Genomic DNA, 22,538 nt, shown 5'->3' on the forward strand with positions numbered 1-22,538 from the left:
CAAGACGCGTGAAGGGATCCTTCCATGCCGCTGACCCCAGCCGATGTGCACAACGTCGCGTTCAGCAAACCGCCGATCGGGAAGCGCGGCTACAACGAGGACGAGGTCGACGCCTTCCTGGATCTCGTGGAGCAGGAGCTTTCGCGCCTGATCGAGGAGAACGCCGATCTGCGCCAGCGGGTCGCGGAGCTCGACGCCGAGCTGGCCGACGCGAAGAAGAACCGGTCGGCCGCCCCGTCGACGGTGAAAGCGCCGGTGCAGCAAGCACCGCCCCCACAACCGGAGCCGATCAAACCCCCGGTGCCCGCGGCGCCGCCGGCCCCGGTCGCGGCGCCCGCCCCCGCGGGCAAGGAGGCCCCCGGCGCCGACGCGAACTTGCAGGCTGCCAAGGTGCTGAGCCTCGCGCAGGAGATGGCCGACCGGCTCACCAGCGACGCCAAGACCGAAGCGGAGAGCCTGCTCTCCAACGCGCGAGCGAACTCCGAGCGACTCGTCGGCGACGCCAGGACCCGGTCCGAGGCGATGATCGCCGACGCGCGGCAGAAGTCCGACGCGATGCTCTCCGACGCGCAGACCCGCTCGGACAACCAGTTGCGCCAGGCCAAGGAGAAGGCCGAGGCCCTGCAGGCCGACGCCGAGCGCAAGCACACCGAGATCATGGCCACCATCACCCAGCAGCGCAGCGTGCTGGAGAGCCGGATCGAGCAGCTCAAGACCTTCGAGCGGGAGTACCGCGTGCGGCTGAAGTCGTACCTGGAGTCGCAGCTGGAGGAGCTGGAGAACCGCGGCTCGGCCGTTCCGGTGGACGGTGGCGAGGCCTTCGCCGACGCCAACACCGCGAACAACCTGGCCCCCGCGTCGTTCGCCAAGGGCGGCAAGTAGCCCACCGGCCCGACACTCCTCGCCCACAGGCCACCTGCCGGAGGCACCGGGGTACAGTCGTACCGCCGGGGATGCTGGGGAGTTGCTGGCGGAGGACTCCGCCGGTGCCTCAGTGTTTTCGGGCGGAGCGATTGCCCGAAGGTTGCCTAGGGGGTCACCATGCTCGTCCTGACGCTCGTTCTCGCCGCGATCGGTTTCGCCCTGCTCATCACCGCCCTGACCACGGGATCGGTGATCTGGGCCTGGGCCTGCATCGTCGTGTGCGTGATCGGTGCCGTGCTGTTGCTGGTGAGCGCGCTGTCCATGCGCAGGCCCGACGGTGACGCACCGCCCCAGGGCAAGCACGCCAAGCGCTGAGCGCGGGCGGGGAATTCTCGCTGGACAGAGCCGGTTAGAATCGAGACACACAGGCGTCGATCCGGCCATCACCGGGGAGCTTTCGGAAGAACCGCGCCACGGCGCCCAGTAGAACCGAACGGGTGAGCCCGTCACAGCTCGCAACGAGAGGTCCGTGCCACCGCCCCGCCGGGTGGGAGCCGGGCAAACGGGGTGGTACCGCGGTTTCGGCGCACCGAGCGCCGGCATCGTCCCCGTGCCGAACCGATACGCGCCTGCGGCGCGGTGGCACGAGGAGACGCATCCGCGATGGCGGACGAGAGCAAGAGCGCATACCCGCTGGTCGACCTCGGCGCGGGCACCGGCGGCACGTTCCCCGAGCTCGAGCAGCGCGTGCTCGAGGCGTGGGCGGCCGACGACACCTTCCGCGCGAGCATCGAGAACCGTTCGGGCGGCGGCGAATTCGTCTTCTACGACGGTCCGCCCTTTGCCAACGGTCTGCCGCATTACGGTCATTTGCTCACCGGGTACGTCAAGGATTTGATCCCGCGGTACCAGACCATGCTCGGCAAGCGGGTCGATCGGCGATTCGGCTGGGACTGTCACGGCCTGCCCGCGGAAATCGAGGCGGAAAAGCAACTCGGTATCACGGACAAATCACAGATCGATGCCATGGGCCTGGCGGAATTCAACGCCGCCTGTAAAACATCGGTACTTCGCTATACCGGTGAGTGGCGCGACTACGTGACCCGTCAAGCCCGCTGGGTCGACTTCGACAACGACTACAAGACCCTCGATCTCGACTTCATGGAGTCGGTGATGTGGGCGTTCAAGTCGCTGTACGACAAGGGGCTGATCTACCAGGGCTTCCGGGTGCTGCCCTACAGCTGGTACGAGCAGACCCCGCTGTCGAACCAGGAGACCCGCCTCGACGACGCGTACAAGATGCGCCAGGACCCGGCGGTGACCGTCGACATGGTGCTCTCGGTGCCCGAGGACCACCCGTTGCGCGCCCTCGACGGCGCGAACGCGCTGATCTGGACCACCACGCCGTGGACGCTGCCCTCCAACCTGGCCGTCGCGGTGCACCCCGACGTGCGCTACGTGCACCTGCGCGGCGCCGACGGCAAGCGCTACGTGCTGGCGGCCGAACGGGTTTCGCACTACGCGCGCGAGTTCGGCGAGGAGCCGGAGGTGCTGGCCGAGTACGACGGGCTGGCGCTGGCCGGGCTGTCCTACGCGCCGCCGTTCGACTTCTTCCTCGGCCACCCGAACGCGCACCGCGTGCTCACCGCCGACTACGTCACCACCGATTCCGGCACCGGCATCGTGCACCTGGCGCCCGCCTTCGGTGAGGAGGACATGGACGTCGCCGCGGCCAACGGCATCGAGATCGTGCAGCCGCTGGACGCGGGCGGCAAGTTCACCTCGATGGTGCCGCCGTACGAGGGCCTGATGGTGTTCGACGCCAACCCGGTGATCATCAAGGACCTCAAGGCCGCCGGAAAGCTGTTGCGGCACGAGACGATCGAGCACTCCTACCCGCACAGCTGGCGCTCCGGCCAGCCGTTGATCTACATGGCGGTGCCCTCGTGGTTCGTGGCGGTCACCAAGTTCCGCGACCGCATGGTGGAGCTGAACAAGCAGATCACCTGGGTGCCCGAGCACATCCGCGACGGTCAGTTCGGCAAGTGGCTCGAGGGCGCGCGCGACTGGAACATCAGCCGCAACCGCTACTGGGGCAGCCCGATCCCGGTGTGGGTGTCCGACGATCCGGCCCACCCGCGCGTGGACGTCTACGGTTCGCTCGACGAACTCGAGCGCGACTTCGGCGTGCGCCCGTCGGATCTGCACCGGCCCATGATCGATGAGCTGACCCGGCCCAACCCCGACGACCCGACCGGGAAGTCGACCATGCGCCGGGTGCCGGAGGTGCTGGACTGCTGGTTCGAGTCCGGGTCGATGCCCTACGCCCAGGTGCACTACCCGTTCGAGAACAAGGAGTGGTTCGACTCGCACTTCCCCGGCGACTTCATCGTCGAGTACAACGGGCAGACGCGCGGCTGGTTCTACACGCTGCACGTGCTCTCGACCGCGCTCTTCGACAGCCCGGCGTTCAAGACCGTCGCCGCGCACGGCATCGTGCTGGGCGACGACGGGCTGAAGATGAGCAAGTCCAAGGGCAACTACCCGGACGTGAACGAGGTGTTCGACCGGGACGGCTCCGACGCGATGCGCTGGTTCCTGATGAGCTCGCCGATCCTGCGCGGCGGCAATCTCATCGTCACCGAGCGCGGCATCCGCGAAGGTGTGAGTCACGCGCTGCGACCCCTGTGGAACGCGTGGAGCTTCCTGCAGCTGTACGCCTCGACGCCGGGGCAGTGGCGCACCGACTCCACCAATGTGCTGGACCGCTACATCCTGGCGAAGCTGGCGCAAACCCGCGATGTGATGACCGAGGCGCTCGAGGTCTACGACATCGCGGGCGCCTGCGAGGAACTGCGGTCGTTCGCCGACGCGCTCACCAATTGGTATGTGCGCCGGTCGCGTTCGCGCTTCTGGTCCGAGGACCGCGACGCGGTGGACACGCTGCACACGGTGCTCGAGGTGGTGTCGCGGCTGGCGGCGCCGCTGCTGCCGCTGATCACCGAGGTGATCTGGCGCGGGCTGACCGGCGAGCGTTCGGTGCACCTGGCGGACTGGCCGAAGGAGGGCGAGCTCCCGCACGACGACGAGCTGGTCGCGGCCATGGACGAGGCGCGCACGGTGTGCTCGACGGTGCTGAGCCTGCGCAAGGCGAAGAACCTGCGGGTGCGGCTGCCGCTGTCGGAGGTGACCATCGCCGCCGCCGACGCCGAACGGCTGCGCCCGTACGCCGACATCATCGCCGACGAGGTCAACGTCAAGAAGGTGGACCTGACCACCGACGTGGACGTGCACGGCCGGTTCGAGCTGGCCGTGAACGCCCGCGCCGCCGGTCCGCGCCTGGGCAAGGACGTGCAGACGGTGATCAAGGCGGTCAAGGCGGGTGAGTGGTCGGAGGGCCCCGACGGCGTGGTGAGCGCCTCGGGCATCACCCTGCTGCCCGAGGAGTACACCCAGCGCCTGGTGGCGGCCGAGCCCGAGTCCACCGCCGCCCTGCCCGGCAACGCGGGCCTGGTGGTGCTGGACTCCGCGGTGACCGAGGAGCTGGAGGCCGAGGGCTGGGCCCGCGACCTCATCCGCGATCTCCAGGAGACCCGCAAGTCCCTCGGCCTGGACGTCTCCGACCGCATCACCGTGGTCCTCGACGTCCCCGCCGACCGGCTGGCCTGGGCCGAGACCCACCGCGACCTCATCGCCGGCGAAATCCTCGCCACCAGCCTCACCTTCGGTGCGGCCCCGGACGCCCCGGAACTCGTCGGCGGCGTCCGCGCCACGGTGACGAAGGCCTGAGCGGGAGGGCCGTGCGCCCCGGGGTCACCGCGACCCCGGGGCGCCCTCGCGCCTGGACTCGCTTGTGTGGTGTAGATCACATGCTGTGAATTTGCTGGAAACCTGACCGGGGGTTGGGGATCGGGGGCAGAATCGGGGCTGTTGCTGATGGTGCCAGGGGTGGCTCTGGGGTCATAGTGACAGAACGTGAGGCGTGTTCTACCTGATCTGCGCCGCGCCGGTGGTCGTGACGGCCGGTCGGCGCGCAGAGGTCGGCGGTACCGCATCGAGGACGCAGCGGCGCCGCGTGTCAGCAGGGCCGCCGTGGTCGGCCCGTTTGCCGGACCGACAGCAGGGGTGCGTTCATGACCGGAAAACCCTCGCCCACCGAACTCTCGTCCCGGAAACCCGGAAAACCGTTGCGTCGCATGCTGATCGGCTTCGTGCTCAGCACCGTGGCAACACTCATCCTGGCCGGCCCCGCCTGGGCCGACACCGGTAGCGCGTCGGGCAGTGCGTCCGGCAGCGGCTCGGGGTCGGGCTCCGGCTCCTCCAGCGGCTCGGCCGCGCTGCCGCTGCCCAGCCCGCGCGGCGTCGCCGCCCTCGCCCTGGCCGCCACCCAGACCGGCAAACCCTACGTGTGGGGCGGCACCGGCCCGCACGGCTGGGACTGCTCGGGCCTGGTGCAGTGGGCGTTCCGCCAGGTCGGTGTCGACATGCCGCGCACCACCTGGCAGCAGGCCACCGTCGGCACGCCGGTCCCGTTCGGCGCGCTCGCGCCCGGCGACGTCGTGGTGCTCAACGCCGACGGCTCCCACGTCGGCATCTACGCGGGCTTCGGCCAGATCCTCAACGCCTACGGGCTCGGGGTGCCCGTCGGGTTGGCGCCGCTGTCGCAGTTCACGATCTACTCGATCCGGCGGTTCTGAGCGGGCCGGGCCGACCGGCTCAGTGCAGGTCCGCCGCCAGATCGCGCAGCAGCGGCCCGTACTCGGGATGCGCCAGCGCCGAGGCGAACTGGGCGACCAGGTAGTCGGCCGGGTTGCCCGTGTCGTACCAGCGACCGCGGATGACCTGGCCGAACACCGGATTGTCCGCGGCGTGCACGTTGATGGCGTCGGTGAGGTAGACCTCGCCGGAGCGGTGCTCGTACCAGGCGGCGGTCTGGCGGCGCAGCTCGTCGATGATGCCCGGCGTCACCACGTACCCGCCGATCGCGGCGAAGTCCGACGGCGCGTCCTCGGGCTTGGGCTTCTCCCGCAACCCGGTGATGCGCAGCAGACCGTTGCCCTGGTCGTCGGCCACCACCGGCACGCCGTAGCGCTGCGATTCGGCCGGGTCCATCGGCATCAGCGCGAGCACCGGCGCGCCCGTCGCCTCGTAGGCCTCCACCAACTGCTGCGCGCGCGGCACCTCGGCGACGAACACGTCGTCGGGCCACAGCACCAGCATCGGCTCGTCGCCGGCGTTGCGCGCCGCGTTCAGCACCGGGGTGCCGTTGCCGTAGGGACCGTGCTGGTCCAGGTAGGTGATGTGCCCGAGGCGCGACAGCTCGCCGACCTCCTCGACGGCGTCGGCGTAGGCGGTCTTGCCGTCGGCGCGCAGCTGCGCGACCAGCGCGGGATTGGGCCGGAAGTGGTCCTGGATCAGCGATTTCCCGCCGCTGACCACGATGGTGATATCGGTGATCCCGGACGCGACCAGCTCCCGCACGGTGTGCTCGATGACCGGCTTGTCGCCGACCGGCAGCATCTCCTTGGGGATCGCCTTGGTCAGCGGGAGCAGCCTGGAGCCGATACCGGCGGCCGGGATGACGGCCTTACGGATCTTCATGGGTCCGATCATCACACACCGCGGGGTACCGACCGCGCGGTCCTCGCCGGGCAAACCGGCAGCCACCGGTCGGCGTGCGTTCGTCGAACCTGTCGGGGCGGCGGCGTACATTTCCGGCATGCGGACCGACCGGGCGAGGGGCGCGCGCGTGCGGCGCGTCGGCGAGTTCGCCCGTGCCTGCGTTTCGGCGAGCGATGCCGACATCGCGGCCCCGTGGTCCCCGGCGCGGCACGGTCATGGCCGCTGACCCGTCCGCCCGGCGCTGGGTCCTGCACATCGATATGGACGCCTTCTTCGCCTCCGTCGAACAGCTCACCCGCCCCACCCTGCGCGGCCGCCCGGTCCTGGTCGGCGGCACCGGCGCGCGCGGCGTGGTGGCGGGCGCCAGCTACGAGGCCCGCGTCTACGGCGCGCGCTCGGCCATGCCGATGCACCAGGCCAAACGCCTGGTCGGGGTGACGGCGGTGGTCGTGCCGCCGCGCGGCGCGGTCTACGGCGTGGTGAGCGGACGGGTGTTCGACGCGCTGCGCACCCGCATCCCGGTGCTGGAGACGCTGTCGTTCGACGAGGCGTTCGGCGAACCGGCCGAACTGGCGGGCGCCACCGTCTCGCGGGTCCACGAGTTCTGCGAGGAGTTGCGCGCGGTGGTGCGCGAACGCACGGGGCTCTCGGCGTCGGTGGGCGCGGGCACCGGCAAACAGCTCGCCAAGATCGCGTCGGGCCTGGCCAAACCCGATGGCATCCGGGTGGTTTCCCCCGACGAGCAGCAGACCATGCTGGCCGCGCTCCCGGTGCGCAAACTGTGGGGGATCGGCCCGGTCGCCGAAGGACGGCTCCGTTCGCTGGGTATCGAGACGGTCGGCGCGTTCGCGGCGCTGCCCGAGGCGGAGGCGGCGTCGCTGCTGGGCGGCAGCGTCGGCACGGCGCTGCACCGGCTGGCGCGTGGCATCGACGACCGCCCGGTCGCCGAACGCGCCGAGGCCAAACAGATCAGCGCCGAGAACACCTACGAGACCGACATCGTCACCCTGGCGCAGCTGCGTCCCGCCATCGAGACCATGGCCGCCGCCGCGCACGCCAGGCTCGGCCGCGACGGCCGCGCGGCGCGCACCGTGGTGCTGAAGCTGAAGAAATCGGACATGAGCATCGTGACCAGGTCGTTCACGCTCCCGTACGCGACCACCGACCTGGCCACGCTCACCGCCGCCGCGCAGCGCTCGGCCATCGACCCCGTCGAGCTGGGCCCGATCCGCTTGGTGGGCGTGGGCTACGGCGGACTGTCCACGGTGCGGCAGGAATCGCTGTTCCCGGAACTGGACCGGGGCGAGGTCACCGAGGAGGCGGCTGCCGCGGAGCCGGTCACCGAGACGCCGGAACCCGAAGGCCGCCCGCTGTTCTGGTCGCCCGGGATGGACGTCGCGCACCCGGAGTTCGGGCACGGGTGGGTGCAGGGTGCGGGGCACGGCGTGGTGACGGTACGGTTCGAGACGAGCTCGACAGGGCCCGGTCCGGCGCGTACGTTCAGCGCCGACGACATAGGTCTGTCCCGTGCTGATCCGCTCGACAGCCTTCGGTGACCGGTAGCCTGACACCCCGTGCGGCTCCACCGGTTACGGTGGCGCCGTCGCCGACACACGGACCCTCCCCCTCGAACGCAAAGGACGAGCAGTTGAAGCTTCGTACGACTGGACGCATCGCGATCGCCGGCCTCGCCGTCGCCGCCACCCTCGGCTTGACCGCCTGCGGTGGTGACGACTCGGACGACACCGCCAAGGCGACTACGACGACCAGTGCGGCGGCGGCAGCCACCACCACCGCGGCGGCGCAGGACGAGAACCTGCCGCCCGTGCCCACGGTCGAAGATCTGAACGCGCAGCTGCAGCGCGCGCTGGATCCGAACGTGCCCAACGAGGAGAAGCTCGACATGGTGCAGGGCGCCGAGGCCGATCCGGAGCTGCCGGGCCGCCTGTCCCAGGCGTACGCGCAGACCGGCGCGACCGTCGAGGTCACCGACGTGGCCGCCTACGGTTCTGTCGTGAACGCGAAGGCGAAGATCGTGCTGAACGGCCAGGAGAACATCGCCGACGTGCCGTTCGTCGCCGAGGACGGCAAGTGGAAGGTCCAGAAGGAATGGGCCTGCCAGATGCTGACCGCGCTGGGCCAGCAGTCGGTGGCCTGCGCCGCCTGACGCGCATCGAGGACCGCTGCGGCCGCCCACACGCGTGTCGTGTGGGCGGCCGCCGCGTACGCGGCCGGATTCGACTGTTCCGTAGACATCGTTACTATCGGGCGTCGTGGCTGACACGACGATGGTGCGGGCGGAGCAGCCGTCCACGGCGGATTCCGGAGCCGGGACGGCGCAACGCGATTCGGGTGCGTGGGCGCGCCCCGTCGCCCTCCTCGCGGCCCTGATCGGCGCGTTGTGCGCGGTCGCGATGCCGTTCCTGCCGGTGCGAGTGGATGCCGCGACGATCAGCTGGCCGCAGCACGGCGCCGTGACGGGCGTGCAGGCGCCGCTGGTCGCGTACGCGCCGGTGTCGCTGTCGGCGCAGGTGCCGTGCATCGCGCTCACCGAACTCGCCGCCACCGGCGGGGTGGCGGTCTCGACGATTCCCCGGCAGGCGCCGGATAGGGAGCGCTACGGATTCGTGGTGAAGGTCGTCGCCGATTCGGGGGACGGCCCCGGCCGGGTCGACGTGGTCTCGCGCGGCACCCTGCTCTGGTCGGCCCCGCTGGACGCGGTGCGCGGACAGCAGTGTGACCTGGCCATCGCGCTCACGCCCACCGGCTCCACCGTCGAGGTGAGCGGCCTCGGGAACGAGGGCGCCACCCGCACCGATGATCTGCGCCCACAGGTGGTGGGCGTCTTCAGCGAGCTGACCGGCGGCGCGCCCGAGGGCCTGCGCGTCGACATCGAGGCCGACTCCCGCTACAGCAGCTCGCCGACGCCGCTCAAGCTCGTCGTCCTCGCGTTGTGCCTGCTCGCGACGCTGGTCTCGCTGGTGGCGCTGCACCGGCTCGACCGGGTGGACGGCCGCGTGAACCGCCGCTTCCTGCCCGCCCGCTGGTGGCGGCTCGGGCCGGTGGACTGGGTGGTGTTCGCGACGCTGGCCGTGTGGCATTTCATCGGCGCCAACACCTCCGACGACGGCTACATCCTCGGCATGGCGCGCGGCACCCACAGCTCGGGCACCATGTCCAACTACTACCGCTGGTTCAGCGTCGACGAGGGTCCGTTCTACACGCCCTACACCGACGTCATCGCCTGGCTGGCGCACGTGTCGGCGGTGAGTCCGTGGGTGCGGCTGCCCACCACCGTGCTCGCGCTGCTGACTTGGTGGGTGATCAGCCGGGAAGTGCTGCCGCGCCTGGGCGCGGCGGTGCGCGGCGGGCTCGCGCAGTGGACGGCGGCGCTGGTGTTCCTCGCGTTCTGGCTGCCCTACAACAACGGTCTGCGCGCGGAACCGTTCGTCGCGGCGGGCGTGATCTTCACCTGGGTCACCGTAGAGCGCGCGATCGCCACCCGGCGGCTGCTGCCCTTCGCCGTGGCGATCATCATCGCGGCGTTCACCCTGACCGCCGCGCCGTCGGGGTTGATCGCGGCGCTGGCGCTGGTCGCGGGCGCGCGCACGCTCGCGGCGGTGATCGTGGCGCGGGCCAAGACCGTCGGCTACGCGGCGCAGCTCCTGCCGCTCGGCGCGGCCGGGCTCGTGGTGCTCACCGTGGTGTTCGCCGACCGCACCCTGGCCGGTGTGCGGGAGATGTTCGCCGTGCACGCGCAGATCAAACCGGGGGAGTCGTGGTTCCTCGAGTTCCTGCGCTACCAGTTCCTGTTGCAGCCCAGCGGTGACGGCTGGCTCACCCGCCGGTTCGGTGTGTTCCTCATGCTGCTGTGCCTGGTGGTGTGCGTGGTGGTATTGCTGCGCAAGGGCGGTCGCATCCCGGGTGTGGCGTCCGGGCCCACGGTGCGGATGCTCGGGATCACCTTCGGCGCGATGGCGGTGCTGATGTTCGCGCCGACCAAGTGGAATCATCAGTTCGGCGTCTTCGCGGGGCTCGCGGCGTGCGTGGCGGCGGTCGCCGCGGTAGCGGTCGGGCCGGGGGTGCTGCGGTCCGCGCGCAATCGCGCGCTGCTCGCCGCCGCCGTCTTCTTCGTCATGGCCATGACGTTCGTCGGGTCCAACGGCTACTGGTACGTCTCGGCGTGGGGCATCCCGTGGTGGGACAAACCGCCGACGTTCGCCGGGTTCGGGCTGTCGACGTTCGCGTTCGGCGCCGCCGTCCTCGCGCTCGCGGCCGCCGCCGTGTTCCACATCAGCCCGTGGCGCCCGACCTCCGGCGCGGTGTCCGGATTCGTCTCGCGCATTCCGATTCTCGCCGTCGTGGCGGCGGCGATGGTGCTGTTCGAGGTGGGGTCGTTCGTGAAGGGCGCGGTGGCCCAGTATCCCGCGTACTCGCTCGCGAAATCCAATGTGGCGGCGGCCTTCTCGGGTGGTTGCGGGCTGGCCGACGACGTGCTGGTCGAGACCGATCCGAACGCGTCCATGCTCCGTCCGCTCGATCAGGACGTGGCGGTCGCGCTGGCCGGAACGGAGTCGACCGGTTTCGATCCCAACGGTGTCGCGCCGGTGCTGGAATCCGACGAGGTCGAATCCACCACGGGCCGTGCCAATTCCGTCTCCAGCGACAAGGACGACCTGCGCGACGCGGCGCGCGACGCGGGCTCGGAATCCGACACCTCCCAGGGTGTGGGCATCAACGGCAGCACCGTCGCGCTGCCGTTCGGTCTCGACCCCGCCACCACGCCCGTGCTCGGCAGCTACCGCGACGGTGCGCAGACGCCCGCCGCGCTCACCACCGGCTGGTACGGGCTGCCGGCCGCCGTGGACGGCAGTCGCGGCGACATCATCGCGATCGCGGCCGCGGGGCGCATCAAGTCCGTGGACGCCGACGGGATCGTGCGTCCCGGCCAGGATCTGGTCCTCGAGTACGGTGCGGTGAACCTGGCCGGCGGGGTGGACGTGCTCGGCAGCACGGTGCCGCTCGACATCGGCCCGTCGCCCATGTGGCGCAATCTGCGTGTGCCGCTGGACGTGCTGCCCGAGCGGGCCGATGTGGTGCGGTTGGTCGCCCAGGATCTGGACCTCGGCGGGGATCAGTGGCTGGCGGTCACGCCGCCGCGCGTGCCGCGGACCACCACGCTCACCGATCTGGTGGGCTCCGAGACGCCGGTGCTGATGGACTGGGCGGTCGGCATGAACTTCCCCTGCCAGAACCACCTGCCCACCCGCAACGGCATCTCCGACCTGCCCGCCTACCGCATCCTGCCCGACCGCAACGGCGCCACCATTACCAACATGTGGCAGGGCCACGATGGCGGCGGCCCGCTCGGCTGGACCCAGTTGCTCTTCACCGCCCGCACCCTCCCCGCCTACCTGAACCACGATTGGGACCGCGACTGGGGGTCCCTGGAGCAGTACATCCCCCTCGACCCGTCGGCGGGCACGGCCGAAGTCCGGATCGATCCGACTCAGCGCTGGGGGACGTGGACCCCGGGGCCGATCATCACGTCGTACTGAGCGGGACCCGCGCGGGCGCGAAGCTGTTCGCGCCCTGCGCGGGCTCGCCGGTGATGCTCGAGTGGCGGAACGAGATCCAGCTACACCACGGATCCCTCCGCGAGCATGGGTCTCACACTTAGCGAAAGCCGACTACGTCGACCGTCACTCGCCGCATCGACCGCCGAGCACCCTCGATCAGGCAAGTGCCTCATCGAGGGTGCTGGCGGTCAGAATCTTCAGCGTCCATGTGCGCAGGCGGTCGGCGTCTGCGGCGTGTACACGCTCGATGGCGCTGTTCGGCAGGGTGCCGAACTTCTCCGCCAGCAGCACGATCAGCATCTCGGCACGTGCGCGTGCTGCGCCGCGTGCTTCACCTTCGGCGCGGAGCTGTTCTGCGGTGGTCATCAATGCCTCCTTGGCCTCAGGACCGAGTCGGTCGATCACGGGGTCGAAATCGGTCTCCGGGGTTTCGCTGACCTGCAACATATACGTGAAAACCGCGTCCAGGTCGATCACCGACCGCAGCTGGTCGAGCCATTCGAGTATAGCTTCGCCGAGGTGGGGATGGCCCTTGGCGATCTTGTGCAGGACGAGCATGATCGTGGCGTCGGCGGTGAGGCCGCGGCGGCCGACCACGGTGAGATCCAGTTCGGCGACGTCGTCCAAGAGGAACTGGAAGGTGGGGATGTACGGGGCGAGTTCCGCGTGCAGATCGGGGTCGAGGTCGAACATCTCGCTCAGCTGTGTCGGCGCGTTCCAGCTGGCCCCGTTGCTGTGCACCACTACGGGAACGACGATGGGCAGGGTGTCCGAGCCCGTCTCGGCCCGGTGCTGGTTCCAGATGCCGACGACGTATTCGAGCATGCGCACCGGCATGAACCGGTCGCTGGTGGATTGATGCTCCATCAGCACGTACAGGTAGGCGGGGTGTCCGTCGACCCGGGTGCTGAACACCAAGTCGGTGTAGCGCGAGCGCAATTCTTTTGAGACGAGGCTGGTCGAACACAGCTTCAACTCCGACCAGTCGATGCGGGCGACCAGCCCGGAGGGTAGTACCGCACGCAACTGGCTGGCAGCGTTGTCGGGGCGCGACATGACGCGCCGGAAGTACGCGTCGTGGGGGTTGGGCGGGGGCTTGGCCATGGGGCGAGAACCTACGCCGAACCCCCGACAGGTAACGAATAGGACACGGCGCGCCGAATACGCTGTGGGCGAACACATTTGACACCGCTTGGTACCGGTCGCCAAAACCAGCCGAGTGCTCAGTCGGGCAGGGTCACGACCCCGTCCAGGTAGCGGCGGCAGCGGCCGAAGAGCAGGACGCGGTCGCCCGCGAGTGCGCAGCGCAGGCTTCCGCCGCGCCGCGAGAGCTGGCGGGCGGTGAGTTCGGTGCGGCCGAGTTCCGCCGCCCACAAGGGGGTGAGCTGGGCGTGCGCGGAACCGGTGACCGGATCTTCGGGCACGCCCACGCCCGGGCCGAAGAAGCGGGACACGAAGTCGGCTTCATCGCCGGGAGCGGTGAGGATGGCGCCGCGGCGCAGGGGTGGGAAGTTCGACAGCAGCGGCCGGGCGGAGCGGACCTCGGCTTCGGTGGCGACGACGATCACTTCGTCGGGCCCGGAGAACGCGCGCACGGGCGTGACGCCGAGCGCGGCGACCAACGCGGGATCGGGTTCCACCGCAACGGATTCCGAGGTGGGCAGGTCGAGCACGTACTCGTCGTCGTCGGTGCGGTCCACGATCAGCCACCCGCTGCGGGTGTGGAAGGCGACGCGGTCGTGGCCCGGGTACAGGTCCTCGAGGATGTGGGCGGCGGTGGCCAGGGTGGCGTGGCCGCACAGATCCACCTCGGTGGCGGGGGTGAACCAGCGCAGGTGGAACGCGGGCGTGTCGTCGGGCGGCCCGACCGCCTCGGGAGGTAATTGCGAGGTGTAGAAGGCGGTTTCGGCGAGGTTGTTCTCCTCGGCCAGACTTTGCAGCAGCCCGTCCGGCAACCACGACGTCAGCGGCATCACGGCCGCCGGATTGCCCGAGAACGGTGCGTCGGCGAACGCGTCGATCTGGTGCAGCAGTACCTCCATATCCGGAGAAGGTACTCCTAAAGCGAATGATCGCTTCGCACAAGGCTTCTCATGCGGCGGCGCGCCGGGTGACGCGCCGCCGCGGGAGCACCTAGGCGCTGCCGCCCGGCGAGGCCGGAATGAGCCTGCGCTTCTCCCCGTGCAGGGCCGCGCTGATCCACCAGGCCGCCTCCACCAGCACGATCCCGACCGCGCCGCAGACGAACGCGGCGGAGGTGAGCGCCCAGTTGGAGGGATCGAGCGCGAAGAACTCGCGGGTGAACGGCACGGTGAACAGGAAGACATACGCGCCCACCGATGTCGCGATCAGCACCACCTTCCACCACACGTACGGGCGGGCCACGATGGCGAGCACCCACACCGCGATCATGATCAGCGTGATGAGCGCGGTGGTGCCGGCCTGTTCCTTCTGCGTGTCGGTGGCGTTCGGTCCCTCGTAGGCGATGAGGTACGCCACGAATGTGGCGACGCCGATCACCACACCCGACGGGATCGCCAAACGCATGACGCGCGGCACGAATCCGGTGCGGGCGCGTTCGTTGTTCGGCGCGAGCGACAGGATGAACGCCGGGATGCCGATGGTGAACCAGGCCGCGATCGTGACGTGGCGCGGCAGGAACGGATAGCCGATCGGTTCGTAGTCGAAGATCTGCGAACCCACACCCGCGACGCCCACCAGGAACGCCAGCAGCACCGAGTACACGGTCTTGGTGAGGAACAGATTCGACACGCGCTCGATATTGCCGATCACCCGCCTGCCCTCGCCGACGACGTAGGGCAGCGTGGCGAACTTGTTGTCCAGCAACACGATCTGCGCCACCGCGCGCGTCGCGGGGCTGCCCGAGCCCATGGCGACGCCGATGTCGGCGTCCTTCAGGGCGAGCACGTCGTTCACGCCGTCACCCGTCATGGCGACGGTGTGGCCGCGCGATTGCAGCGCGCCGACCATGGCCCGCTTCTGGTCCGGGCGCACGCGGCCGAACGTGGTCTCGCGCTCCAGCTCGTCGGCGAGTTGTTCACGGTCGGAGGGCAATTCGCGCGCGTCGACCGGATGGTCGCCGCCGGGCAGGTCCAGCGAGGCGGCGACCGCGCCGACCGAGACGGCGTTGTCGCCGGAGATCACCTTGATCGAAACGTTCTGGCTGGCGAAGTAATCCAGTGTGTCGCGGGCGTCGGGACGCACTTTCTGCTCGAGCACCACGAGCGCGGCGGGCGTCACCACACCGGGCGCGTCGGGCGCGTCGACGGGGCGGTCGCTGCGCGCGAGCAACAGGATGCGCAGCCCGGAGGAGCCGAGTTCCTCCGCGGTGCGGGCGTCCTCGGAGTCGGGGTCGAGCAGCACGTCGGGCGCGCCGAGCAGCCAGTCGCCGTGCTCGCCGTAGGAGAAGCCGCTCCACTTCTTGGCCGAGGAGAACGGCGCCACCGCCGTGTGCCGCCACCCGGGGGTGTCCGGCAAGGCCTCCTCGATCGCCTGCACGCTCGCGTTGGGGCGCGGATCGTCGCCCGCCATGGCGGCCAGCACCTGGCGCGCCTGCGCCTCGTCCATGCCGTCGAGCGGGCGCACCTCCGACAGGCGCATGCCGTTCTCGGTCAGCGTGCCGGTCTTGTCGGCGCACACCACGTCGACGCGGGCCAGGCCCTCGATGGCGGGCAGCTCCTGCACCAGGCACTGGCGGCGGCCCAGCCGCACCACGCCCACCGCGAACGCGATCGACGTCATCAGCACCAGGCCCTCGGGCACCATCGGCACCAGCGCCGCCACCATGCCGCTCACCGCGGGTCGCCACGACTCGCCGCTGGAGAACAGCTGGTTGTAGATGATCAGCGCGCCCGCCGGGATCAGCAGGTAGGTGATGACCTTCAGAATCGTGTTGATGCCGTTGCGCAGTTCGGAATTGACCAACGTGAACTTGCTGGCCTCGTCGGCGAGCTTGGCCGCGTAGGCGTCGCGGCCCACCTTCGTGGCGCGGTAGCTGCCCGAGCCCGACACCACGTAGCTGCCCGACATGACGGGCGCGCCGACGGCCTTGTCGATGGGGTCGGCCTCGCCGGTGAGCAGCGACTCGTCCACCTCGAGCAGCGCGGACTCCTCGACCACGCCGTCGACCACGATCTGGTCGCCGGGACCGAGCTCGATCAGATCGTCGAGCACCACCTCTTTCGGCGCGACCTCCACGGCCTTGCCGTCGCGGCGCACCGTGGGGCGGGCCTGGCCGACGATGGCCAGCTGGTCCAGGGTGCGCTTGGCGCGGACTTCCTGGATGATGCCGACCGCGCTGTTGGCCACGATGAGCAGGCCGAACATGCCGTCGATGGGCGAGCCGGTGGCCATGATCAGGATGAACAGCACACCGAGGATGGCGTTGATCCTGGTGAACACGTTGGCGCGGACGATGTCGCGCACCGACCGGCTCGCGCGATCCGGCACGTCGTTGGTGAGACCGTCGCGGCGCCGCTGTTCCACCTCTGCCGCGGTGAGTCCGGTCGCGGCCGGGTCCTGCACGGTTATCGACATGCACGCAAGCCTAACGGGGCGCTGCGGGCGCGGTCCCCGCCGAGCCGCACCGGCGGTGGAAATGGGGTCGCGACCGGGCGGGGTATTCATCCCATGAACGATCGCCGAGCAGTAGCCTGGCAGGGGTGCGGCGTGTCGGGTCGGTTCCGGGTGTGGGGTTCGGTGTCGGGGCGTATCTGATCTGGGGGTCGTTCGCCGCGTTCTTCGGTGTGCTGGCGTTCGCGAGCGCGGTGGAGGTGCTGGCCCAGCGCATCCTGTGGACGCTGGTCGTGGTGCTGATCGTGCTGGCGGTGACCGGGCGGTTGCGGGAGATGCGCGGGATCGACGCGCGCACGTGGCGGCTGGCCGGTCTGGCGTCGCTGGCGATCTCGTGCAACTGGGGCATCTACGTGTACGGGGTGGTGTCGGGGCACGTGGTGGAGTGCGCGCTCGGTTACTTCGTGAATCCGCTGGTCACCGTGGCGTTCGGGGTGCTGATCTTCCGGGAGAAGCTCACGCCCGCGCAGTGGGGGGCGCTGGGGCTCGGCGTCGTCGCCGTGGGTGTGCTGACGGTGGACTACGGGCGACCGCCGGTGATCGCGCTGGGCCTGGCCTGTTCGTTCGCACTGTACGGGCTGGTCAAGAAGGTGATCCAGCTGGACGCGTTGCGCGGCATCGCGGCCGAGGGGATGGTGGCCGCGCCGTTCGCGCTGGCGTTCGTGGTGTTCCTGCTGGTGACCGGGCGCAGCGAGTTCACCTCCGGCGTCGACCACGCGGCGCTGCTCATGTCCACCGGACCGGTCACGCTGGTGCCGCTGTTGTTGTTCGCCGTTGCCGCGCAACGGGTTCCGCTCTCGACCATGGGCATCCTGCAATACCTCACCCCGGCCCTCCAGATGCTCTGGGGCGTGGCGGTGTTGCACGAACCGATGCCCGCCTCCCGCTGGGCCGGTTTCGCGCTGATCTGGGCCGCGCTGGTGGTGTTCACCACCGATGCGGTGGTGCGGTCGCGGCGGCGGAAAGCGGTGCCGGCTCCGGTCGAAACCCCCACTCGCACCGACTGATCCGGGCGAACACCTATCGGCGGCGCAGGGCCGCGATCACCGCGATCAGGGCGAGCGCGAGATATCCGATCGCGGCGGTGGTGATCGTCGCGAGTTCCGACCAGCGCGCGGCGACGAGGACTCCGGCGCCGATGCCCACCAACGCCAGACCCTCCATCCCGGTGCTCGCGACCGACATCACCCGCGCGATCCGCGCGTGCTCGGTGCGGGTTTGCAGGGTGCCGTAGACGGCGGCCACGAGCAGGGTTCCGGCGCACGCGGACAGGAATTCGAAGCCGATGACCAGCGGATAGACAGCGCCCGGCAGACGCGGTGCCGAGAGCAGGAGCGCGGCCGCCGCCCCGGAGAGCGCGCTGGAGACCGCGATCAGCGGCCACATGCCCAGACGGGACAGGACGCGGTGGGCGAGCAGGCCGCCGGTGATACCGCCGAGCGCGCCGCAGGCCATGAGCACACCGACCAGGGCCGGATCGATGTCGAGTTCCCGGATCAGGAAGACCACCGTCACCGGCGCGAGCAGGCTGCCGACGATGCCCGAGAGCCACAACACCTGGACCGGGCCCTGCGCCATGACCGACCGCGCGACCTCGGACACCCGCACCGTCACGGTCTCGGCCGCGTCCCCGGGCTGATCACGAGACTCGTACCCGCGCAACCGCCACACGAGCGCGGCCGAGACCAGATTCATGGCGGTGTCGACCAACGGGATCACCGGGGCGGGCAGCAGTTTCAGCAAGGCCGGACCACCGGATTGCCCGGCGATGTCGGCGGCGCTGGACAGACTGTTGAGCGCTCCCACCGCCCGCACGCGGTCGTCGGCGGGAACGAGCTGGTTGACGGTGGTGTGCCCCAGGCTCGACACCACGGTCCTGGCCAGCACGATCACCACGACGGCGGCGAGCAACGTGGGCAGGGACAGCAGATCCCACCACCACAGCAGCGGGATCAGCACCGCCGTGGCGGCCGCGGCTATCTGGCTGAACGCTTGCAGGCGGATCTGGTGTGGCCGGGCGTCGACCCACGCCGAGATCGGCACGCGGGTCGTGAGACTGACCACCAGCGTGACGGCGGTGACGGCGCCGACCGCTGCGGCGCCGCCGTCGAGGGTGAGCACCACGATGAGCGGCAGCACGGCTTCGGCGACCGAACCACCGGTCAGCGCCAGCGCCCGCGACGCCAGGTACGTCCGCAGCGGTGAGCGTTCGCCGACGGCGGTCATGAGCGAGTGCGGACTCGTGCGTCGCCGGACCGCGTGCCCCGGAATCGTTGTGGGCGAAGGATGCCGGATCCCGTGACGCATACGACCGGAGGTGGCTGATCGTGCCGGCCGAAGCCGGCAGGCAAGACAGGCCGCCGCTGGTTCATCCGTGCATTGTGCGCCACGGCCCTTCGGATCGCCTGCCGGACCATGGGATCGGGAACGCTCCGGAGTTGTCGGAGGCCGCGCGTAGAGTGGGCGGGCACACGGGGCACATCGGAACAGGGAGGGTTCGGGATGGTCGTCGACGAGGGGATTCGGGATCGGGCGGCGGGCGTGTTGCTCGGGACCGCGGCCGGAGATGCGCTCGGAGCCGGGTACGAGTTCACCCACCCGGGGCCGGATCGTGTGATCGACATGATCGGCGGCGGGCTGGGGAATTTCGCGCCGGGGGAGTGGACCGACGACACCTCGATGGCGCTGGCGATCGCGCTGGCCGCCGAGAAGGGGCCGGGTATCGACTTGGACGAGGTCGCCGCCGGATTCGTGCGCTGGTACGACTCGGGGCCCGCGGATATCGGGGTGCAGACCGCCCGGGTGCTGGGTGCGCGCCCGGAGTCGGCGGCCGCGATGCGCCGGTGCGCGGACGGATTGCCGGGACGCACCGGCGGCAACGGTTCGCTGATGCGCACGGCGCCGGTGGCGCTGGCCTACCTCGGTGACGCCGAGGGGTGCGTGCGCGCGGCCGACGAGATCGGACGGCTGACCCACCGCGATCCGCAGGCCGTCGAGGCGTGCCGGATCTGGAGTCACGCCATCCGGCACGCGGTGCTGGCGGCCGACTTCGATGGGGTGCGCGCGGCGGCCACGGCGCATGCGGCCGAATGGCACGCACTGCTGGATCAGGCCGAAACCGGTGCACCGTCGGACTTCTCGAACAACGGCTGGGTGGTGCACGCCTTCCAGACCGCGTGGTGGGCGATCACCACCGCCGACGCCTCCGGACCGGACCATCTGCCCGCCGCGCTGGAGCTGTGCGTGCGAGCGGGCGGCGATACCGACACCACCGCCGCCATCTCGGGTGGGCTGCTCGGGGCGCGCTGGGGTGCGTCGGCCGTGCCGGATCGGTGGCGGGAGATGCTGCACGGGTATCCGGGGCTCACCGGTGACGATCTCGCCGCCCTCGGTGTGCGAATCGTCGAGGCCAGCGCTTCCTGAACGGGGCGTTACCGGGTCTGCTGAATTAGCAAGTCGGCGTGGTGATTTCGCGGCCGCACCCTTACCCCGCCGCGTGGTACACCAGCGCGACGCCGCCGAAGAATGTGGCGATGACCAGGACGTTCGCGAGCGCTCCCCACCACCACATGGTCCAGCGCTTCAGTGCGGCGATCAGGAGGGCGAGGGGGATGCCGAGGATCGCGAGTGCGGTGCCGCCCCAGGAGAGGATCATCGCGATGACGATCAGCCCCTCGTCGCAGGTGGATTCGGTGCTGCACGCGCCGGCCGCCATGACGAAGAAGACCGTGATGTAGGCGGCCAAGGCGCCGAGCAGGGCGGCGACCGAGTACAGGACCACGGAGAGCACCGCGTCCCAGGTGCGAACGGGGCGCTGGGCGGTCGGCGGATACGTCATGCGTTCAGTGTGGTGGCGGCGCAAGCAGGGCGACTGCGCAGAACTACTCGAGCGAGGGCGGGGTTTTTCGGCGGGTTGCCCGGGCGGTCGCCCGCCGGATGCGGGATGTGCGCTCGGTCGCACTCGGTGGTGGTGTCATCCCGATATCGGCAGTACTGTGGTGGTAGCCACAGGAATGTCGAATTCCTATTATTTATTCCGATCATGGCCGGGTAACGGACCGGTTACGGAGCGTTAAAGTCCGGGAGAATTGGCCACCGGATCAATCCGAAAATCGGGTCATAATAAATTTCGGATGGGTTGATCCGTCACGAACCATTGCCCCGGTCCGTTGTGGTCTGTTCTAATTCAGGTGAATTTCGATGCGCGACAATCTGGCTCGCGCTGCACATCGTTGTGCCACTCACTGCACTACTCGTCGAAGGGTTCGTTCGATGACGGCTGGTAAAGTTGCGGTCCTTTTCCCTGGTCAGGGCGCCTACTATCAGGGCGCGCTGACCAATGTGCTCGAATCCTTTCCGGAGGTCAGAGCGGTTCTGGAGGAAATCGACGCGGTTTCCGAAAAAATGTTGAACGAGCGTGTGTCGGATAATCTGACGAATGGCAAGGCGCGTCCGCTCGACGAACTACTCGCCGATGCCCCGGATTTGCTGCAGCTCGCGATCTACGGAATTTCGGTAGCCGCGTTCGGCGCGCTGCGCGGCCAGGGCCTGCGTCCCGAAGTGCTGATCGGGCACAGTTTCGGAGAGATCGCCGCGCTGGTCTCGGCGGGGGCGTTCACCGCGGGCGAGGGCGCCGAGATCGTTTGCCATCGCACGGCCGCGCTGCGTGCGGCGGGTGTGCCCGACGGCGGCATGGCGGCGCTGAGCGCCGACGCGGCCACCGCGCGGCGCATCCTCGATCTGGTCGGCGACGCCGACACCGTGATCGCGGTGGAGAATCACGCCGGGCAGACGGTGGTGTCGGGTGGCGCGGCCGCCGTGGCGAAGGCAGGTGCGGTCGCGGCCGCGCTGGGCCTCGCCGCGCGGCCGGTCAAGTCGCCGTATCCGTTCCACAGTCCGCTGCTGGCCGACGCCGTGTCCGAATTCGGCGCGCGCATAAGGCATCTCACCGGCAAGCCGCTGGAACTCCCGGTGTTCTCGCCGATCCTGTCGCGCCGCTACACCGACGCGGACGATCTGACGGCCGCGCTGGCCGGGCACCTCGTCCAACCGGTCCGCTTCGCCGACGCCGTCCGCGCCGTCCACGCCGAGGGCGTCACGGTGTTCGTGGAATCCGGTGCGCTCGACGCGCTCACCACCATCGCGCGGCGCGTGGTCGGCGACACCGGCCTCACGGCCGTGCCGTCGCTGTCGCCGATGTCGGGAATCGGGGCGGCGATCACCGGATTGGCCGAGGCGGGCGTGCTCGCACCGGCCGAGGTCGACGATGTGCTGCACCGCGTGTTCGCCCCCGACCTGGACGTGGTGACGTTCCAGCGCGCCTGGCGCGCCAACGGGGCGCGGATCATCGACCTGATCCGGCGCGAGCTGGTGGACGTGGCGGGGACGACCGCGGCGGGGGCCGTGCCGCTGGTGGGCGCGGCCGCGTCGCCGAGTTTCGCGAGTCCGGCGATCGTTCCCGCGCCCCCCGTGTCGGCTCTCGCGGCTGTCGCCCCGGTGACCGGTGGTGGGGTTACGGCCGGCGATGCGAATGGTCGGCCGACCGCTGTCTCGGGTGCGGCGGCCGACGGGTCGGCGAGTGCCGTCTCGGCGGCACCGGCCGCTGAAACAGCCCCCGCCGCAGCGGGATCGACTCCTTCCCGTTCCCAGCTGCTGCGGGAACTGACCTCCTTCTACGCCGACGCCCTCGAGTACCCCTCCGAGGTCTTCGACGAGGACACCGACCTCGAGGCCGAACTCGGCGTCGACTCGGTGAAGCAGACCGAGCTGCTGGGGCGGGTCGGCGCGCAGTACGGATTGCCGCCGCGCCCGGCGGATTTCAAGGTCGGCGACCACAACACGCTGGGTCGCATCGCCGACCTGATCATCGCGGCCTGAAAG

General features: G+C 70.0%; 16 protein-coding genes. 10 read left to right on the forward strand and 6 right to left on the reverse strand.

Going from position 1 to position 22,538, the window contains the following annotated elements; translation table 11 throughout:
• Nucleotides 1-24 precede the first annotated feature (24 nt).
• The 4 genes from wag31 (at nucleotide 25) to OHB21_RS24130 (ending at nucleotide 5,561) form a co-directional block, all read left to right on the forward strand.
• Nucleotides 25-882 carry a DivIVA-like cell division protein Wag31 gene (gene wag31 / locus OHB21_RS24115; RefSeq protein WP_067510794.1) on the forward strand — a complete coding sequence of 286 codons (858 nt, stop codon included), beginning with the start codon at nucleotides 25-27 and terminating at the stop codon, nucleotides 880-882.
• Between the two features lie 159 nt (nucleotides 883-1,041).
• Complete coding sequence (locus tag OHB21_RS24120; RefSeq protein WP_067510793.1) at nucleotides 1,042-1,239, forward strand: hypothetical protein; 198 nt, start codon at nucleotides 1,042-1,044, stop codon at nucleotides 1,237-1,239.
• A 288-nt stretch (nucleotides 1,240-1,527) separates the two neighbouring features.
• Nucleotides 1,528-4,653, forward strand: a complete 3,126-nt coding sequence (ileS, locus tag OHB21_RS24125) for an isoleucine--tRNA ligase (protein ID WP_067510792.1) — start codon at nucleotides 1,528-1,530, stop codon at nucleotides 4,651-4,653.
• Nucleotides 4,654-4,997: 344 nt separating this feature from the next.
• A complete protein-coding gene (locus OHB21_RS24130) occupies nucleotides 4,998-5,561 on the forward strand; it encodes an NlpC/P60 family protein (protein WP_407675009.1) in 564 nt (187 codons plus the stop codon).
• A gap of 19 nt (nucleotides 5,562-5,580) precedes the next feature.
• Here the strand turns inward: OHB21_RS24130 and OHB21_RS24135 are convergent, their stop codons facing one another.
• Nucleotides 5,581-6,465, reverse strand: a complete 885-nt coding sequence (locus OHB21_RS24135) for a UTP--glucose-1-phosphate uridylyltransferase (protein ID WP_195126252.1) — start codon at nucleotides 6,463-6,465, stop codon at nucleotides 5,581-5,583.
• A 236-nt stretch (nucleotides 6,466-6,701) separates the two neighbouring features.
• Here OHB21_RS24135 and OHB21_RS24140 point away from each other — a divergent pair, with 236 nt between their 5' ends.
• From OHB21_RS24140 to OHB21_RS24150, 3 genes are all read left to right on the forward strand, one after another.
• Entirely contained in the window at nucleotides 6,702-8,042 is a 1,341-nt protein-coding gene (locus OHB21_RS24140) for a DNA polymerase IV (protein WP_067510791.1), read from the forward strand.
• A 92-nt stretch (nucleotides 8,043-8,134) separates the two neighbouring features.
• Nucleotides 8,135-8,653 (forward strand): hypothetical protein, encoded by a 519-nt coding sequence (locus OHB21_RS24145; protein ID WP_067510790.1) that lies wholly within the window; start codon nucleotides 8,135-8,137, stop codon nucleotides 8,651-8,653.
• 121 nt (nucleotides 8,654-8,774) lie between these two features.
• Nucleotides 8,775-12,044 carry an arabinosyltransferase domain-containing protein gene (locus OHB21_RS24150; RefSeq protein WP_195126264.1) on the forward strand — a complete coding sequence of 1,090 codons (3,270 nt, stop codon included), beginning with the start codon at nucleotides 8,775-8,777 and terminating at the stop codon, nucleotides 12,042-12,044.
• Nucleotides 12,045-12,221: 177 nt separating this feature from the next.
• Here OHB21_RS24150 and OHB21_RS24155 read toward each other — a convergent pair whose 3' ends face one another.
• From OHB21_RS24155 to OHB21_RS24165, 3 genes are all read right to left on the reverse strand, one after another.
• Nucleotides 12,222-13,169: an Rpn family recombination-promoting nuclease/putative transposase gene (locus tag OHB21_RS24155; protein WP_195142211.1), complete on the reverse strand. Its 948-nt coding sequence runs from the start codon at nucleotides 13,167-13,169 to the stop codon at nucleotides 12,222-12,224.
• Nucleotides 13,170-13,288: 119 nt separating this feature from the next.
• On the reverse strand, nucleotides 13,289-14,107 hold the full coding sequence (locus OHB21_RS24160) for a PhzF family phenazine biosynthesis protein (RefSeq protein WP_067510786.1): 819 nt from the start codon (nucleotides 14,105-14,107) through the stop codon (nucleotides 13,289-13,291).
• 91 nt (nucleotides 14,108-14,198) lie between these two features.
• Nucleotides 14,199-16,622 (reverse strand): cation-translocating P-type ATPase, encoded by a 2,424-nt coding sequence (locus OHB21_RS24165; RefSeq protein WP_067510785.1) that lies wholly within the window; start codon nucleotides 16,620-16,622, stop codon nucleotides 14,199-14,201.
• Nucleotides 16,623-16,747: 125 nt separating this feature from the next.
• On the opposite strand from OHB21_RS24165, the gene rarD reads away from it, so the two are divergent.
• On the forward strand, nucleotides 16,748-17,665 hold the full coding sequence (gene rarD, locus OHB21_RS24170) for an EamA family transporter RarD (RefSeq protein ID WP_067510784.1): 918 nt from the start codon (nucleotides 16,748-16,750) through the stop codon (nucleotides 17,663-17,665).
• A 13-nt stretch (nucleotides 17,666-17,678) separates the two neighbouring features.
• On the opposite strand, the gene OHB21_RS24175 is transcribed toward rarD, so the two are convergent.
• Complete coding sequence (locus OHB21_RS24175) at nucleotides 17,679-18,884, reverse strand: MFS transporter (protein ID WP_195126250.1); 1,206 nt, start codon at nucleotides 18,882-18,884, stop codon at nucleotides 17,679-17,681.
• A gap of 276 nt (nucleotides 18,885-19,160) precedes the next feature.
• Here OHB21_RS24175 and OHB21_RS24180 point away from each other — a divergent pair, with 276 nt between their 5' ends.
• Nucleotides 19,161-20,081: an ADP-ribosylglycohydrolase family protein gene (locus OHB21_RS24180; RefSeq protein WP_067510782.1), complete on the forward strand. Its 921-nt coding sequence runs from the start codon at nucleotides 19,161-19,163 to the stop codon at nucleotides 20,079-20,081.
• A 61-nt stretch (nucleotides 20,082-20,142) separates the two neighbouring features.
• Here OHB21_RS24180 and OHB21_RS24185 read toward each other — a convergent pair whose 3' ends face one another.
• Nucleotides 20,143-20,496 (reverse strand): hypothetical protein, encoded by a 354-nt coding sequence (locus OHB21_RS24185; protein ID WP_067510781.1) that lies wholly within the window; start codon nucleotides 20,494-20,496, stop codon nucleotides 20,143-20,145.
• Between the two features lie 434 nt (nucleotides 20,497-20,930).
• On the opposite strand from OHB21_RS24185, the gene OHB21_RS24190 reads away from it, so the two are divergent.
• Nucleotides 20,931-22,535: an acyltransferase domain-containing protein gene (locus OHB21_RS24190; RefSeq protein WP_067510780.1), complete on the forward strand. Its 1,605-nt coding sequence runs from the start codon at nucleotides 20,931-20,933 to the stop codon at nucleotides 22,533-22,535.
• Nucleotides 22,536-22,538: the final 3 nt, after the last annotated feature.

It is taken from the genome of Nocardia puris (assembly GCF_036051655.1).
Classification (GTDB): domain Bacteria; phylum Actinomycetota; class Actinomycetes; order Mycobacteriales; family Mycobacteriaceae; genus Nocardia; species Nocardia puris.

Bases quoted from the DNA above. Each gene is read 5' to 3' on its own strand.
- wag31 (WP_067510794.1), top strand. From the start codon at position 25: ATGCCGCTGACCCCAGCCGATGTGCACAACGTCGCGTTCAGCAAACCG.
- OHB21_RS24120 (WP_067510793.1), top strand. From the start codon at position 1,042: ATGCTCGTCCTGACGCTCGTTCTCGCCGCGATCGGTTTCGCCCTGCTC.
- ileS (WP_067510792.1), top strand. From the start codon at position 1,528: ATGGCGGACGAGAGCAAGAGCGCATACCCGCTGGTCGACCTCGGCGCG.
- OHB21_RS24130 (WP_407675009.1), top strand. From the start codon at position 4,998: ATGACCGGAAAACCCTCGCCCACCGAACTCTCGTCCCGGAAACCCGGA.
- OHB21_RS24135 (WP_195126252.1), bottom strand. From the start codon at position 6,465: ATGAAGATCCGTAAGGCCGTCATCCCGGCCGCCGGTATCGGCTCCAGG.
- OHB21_RS24140 (WP_067510791.1), top strand. From the start codon at position 6,702: ATGGCCGCTGACCCGTCCGCCCGGCGCTGGGTCCTGCACATCGATATG.
- OHB21_RS24150 (WP_195126264.1), top strand. From the start codon at position 8,775: ATGGTGCGGGCGGAGCAGCCGTCCACGGCGGATTCCGGAGCCGGGACG.
- OHB21_RS24155 (WP_195142211.1), bottom strand. From the start codon at position 13,169: ATGGCCAAGCCCCCGCCCAACCCCCACGACGCGTACTTCCGGCGCGTC.
- OHB21_RS24160 (WP_067510786.1), bottom strand. From the start codon at position 14,107: ATGGAGGTACTGCTGCACCAGATCGACGCGTTCGCCGACGCACCGTTC.
- OHB21_RS24165 (WP_067510785.1), bottom strand. From the start codon at position 16,622: ATGTCGATAACCGTGCAGGACCCGGCCGCGACCGGACTCACCGCGGCA.
- OHB21_RS24175 (WP_195126250.1), bottom strand. From the start codon at position 18,884: ATGACCGCCGTCGGCGAACGCTCACCGCTGCGGACGTACCTGGCGTCG.
- OHB21_RS24180 (WP_067510782.1), top strand. From the start codon at position 19,161: ATGGTCGTCGACGAGGGGATTCGGGATCGGGCGGCGGGCGTGTTGCTC.
- OHB21_RS24185 (WP_067510781.1), bottom strand. From the start codon at position 20,496: ATGACGTATCCGCCGACCGCCCAGCGCCCCGTTCGCACCTGGGACGCG.
- OHB21_RS24190 (WP_067510780.1), top strand. From the start codon at position 20,931: ATGACGGCTGGTAAAGTTGCGGTCCTTTTCCCTGGTCAGGGCGCCTAC.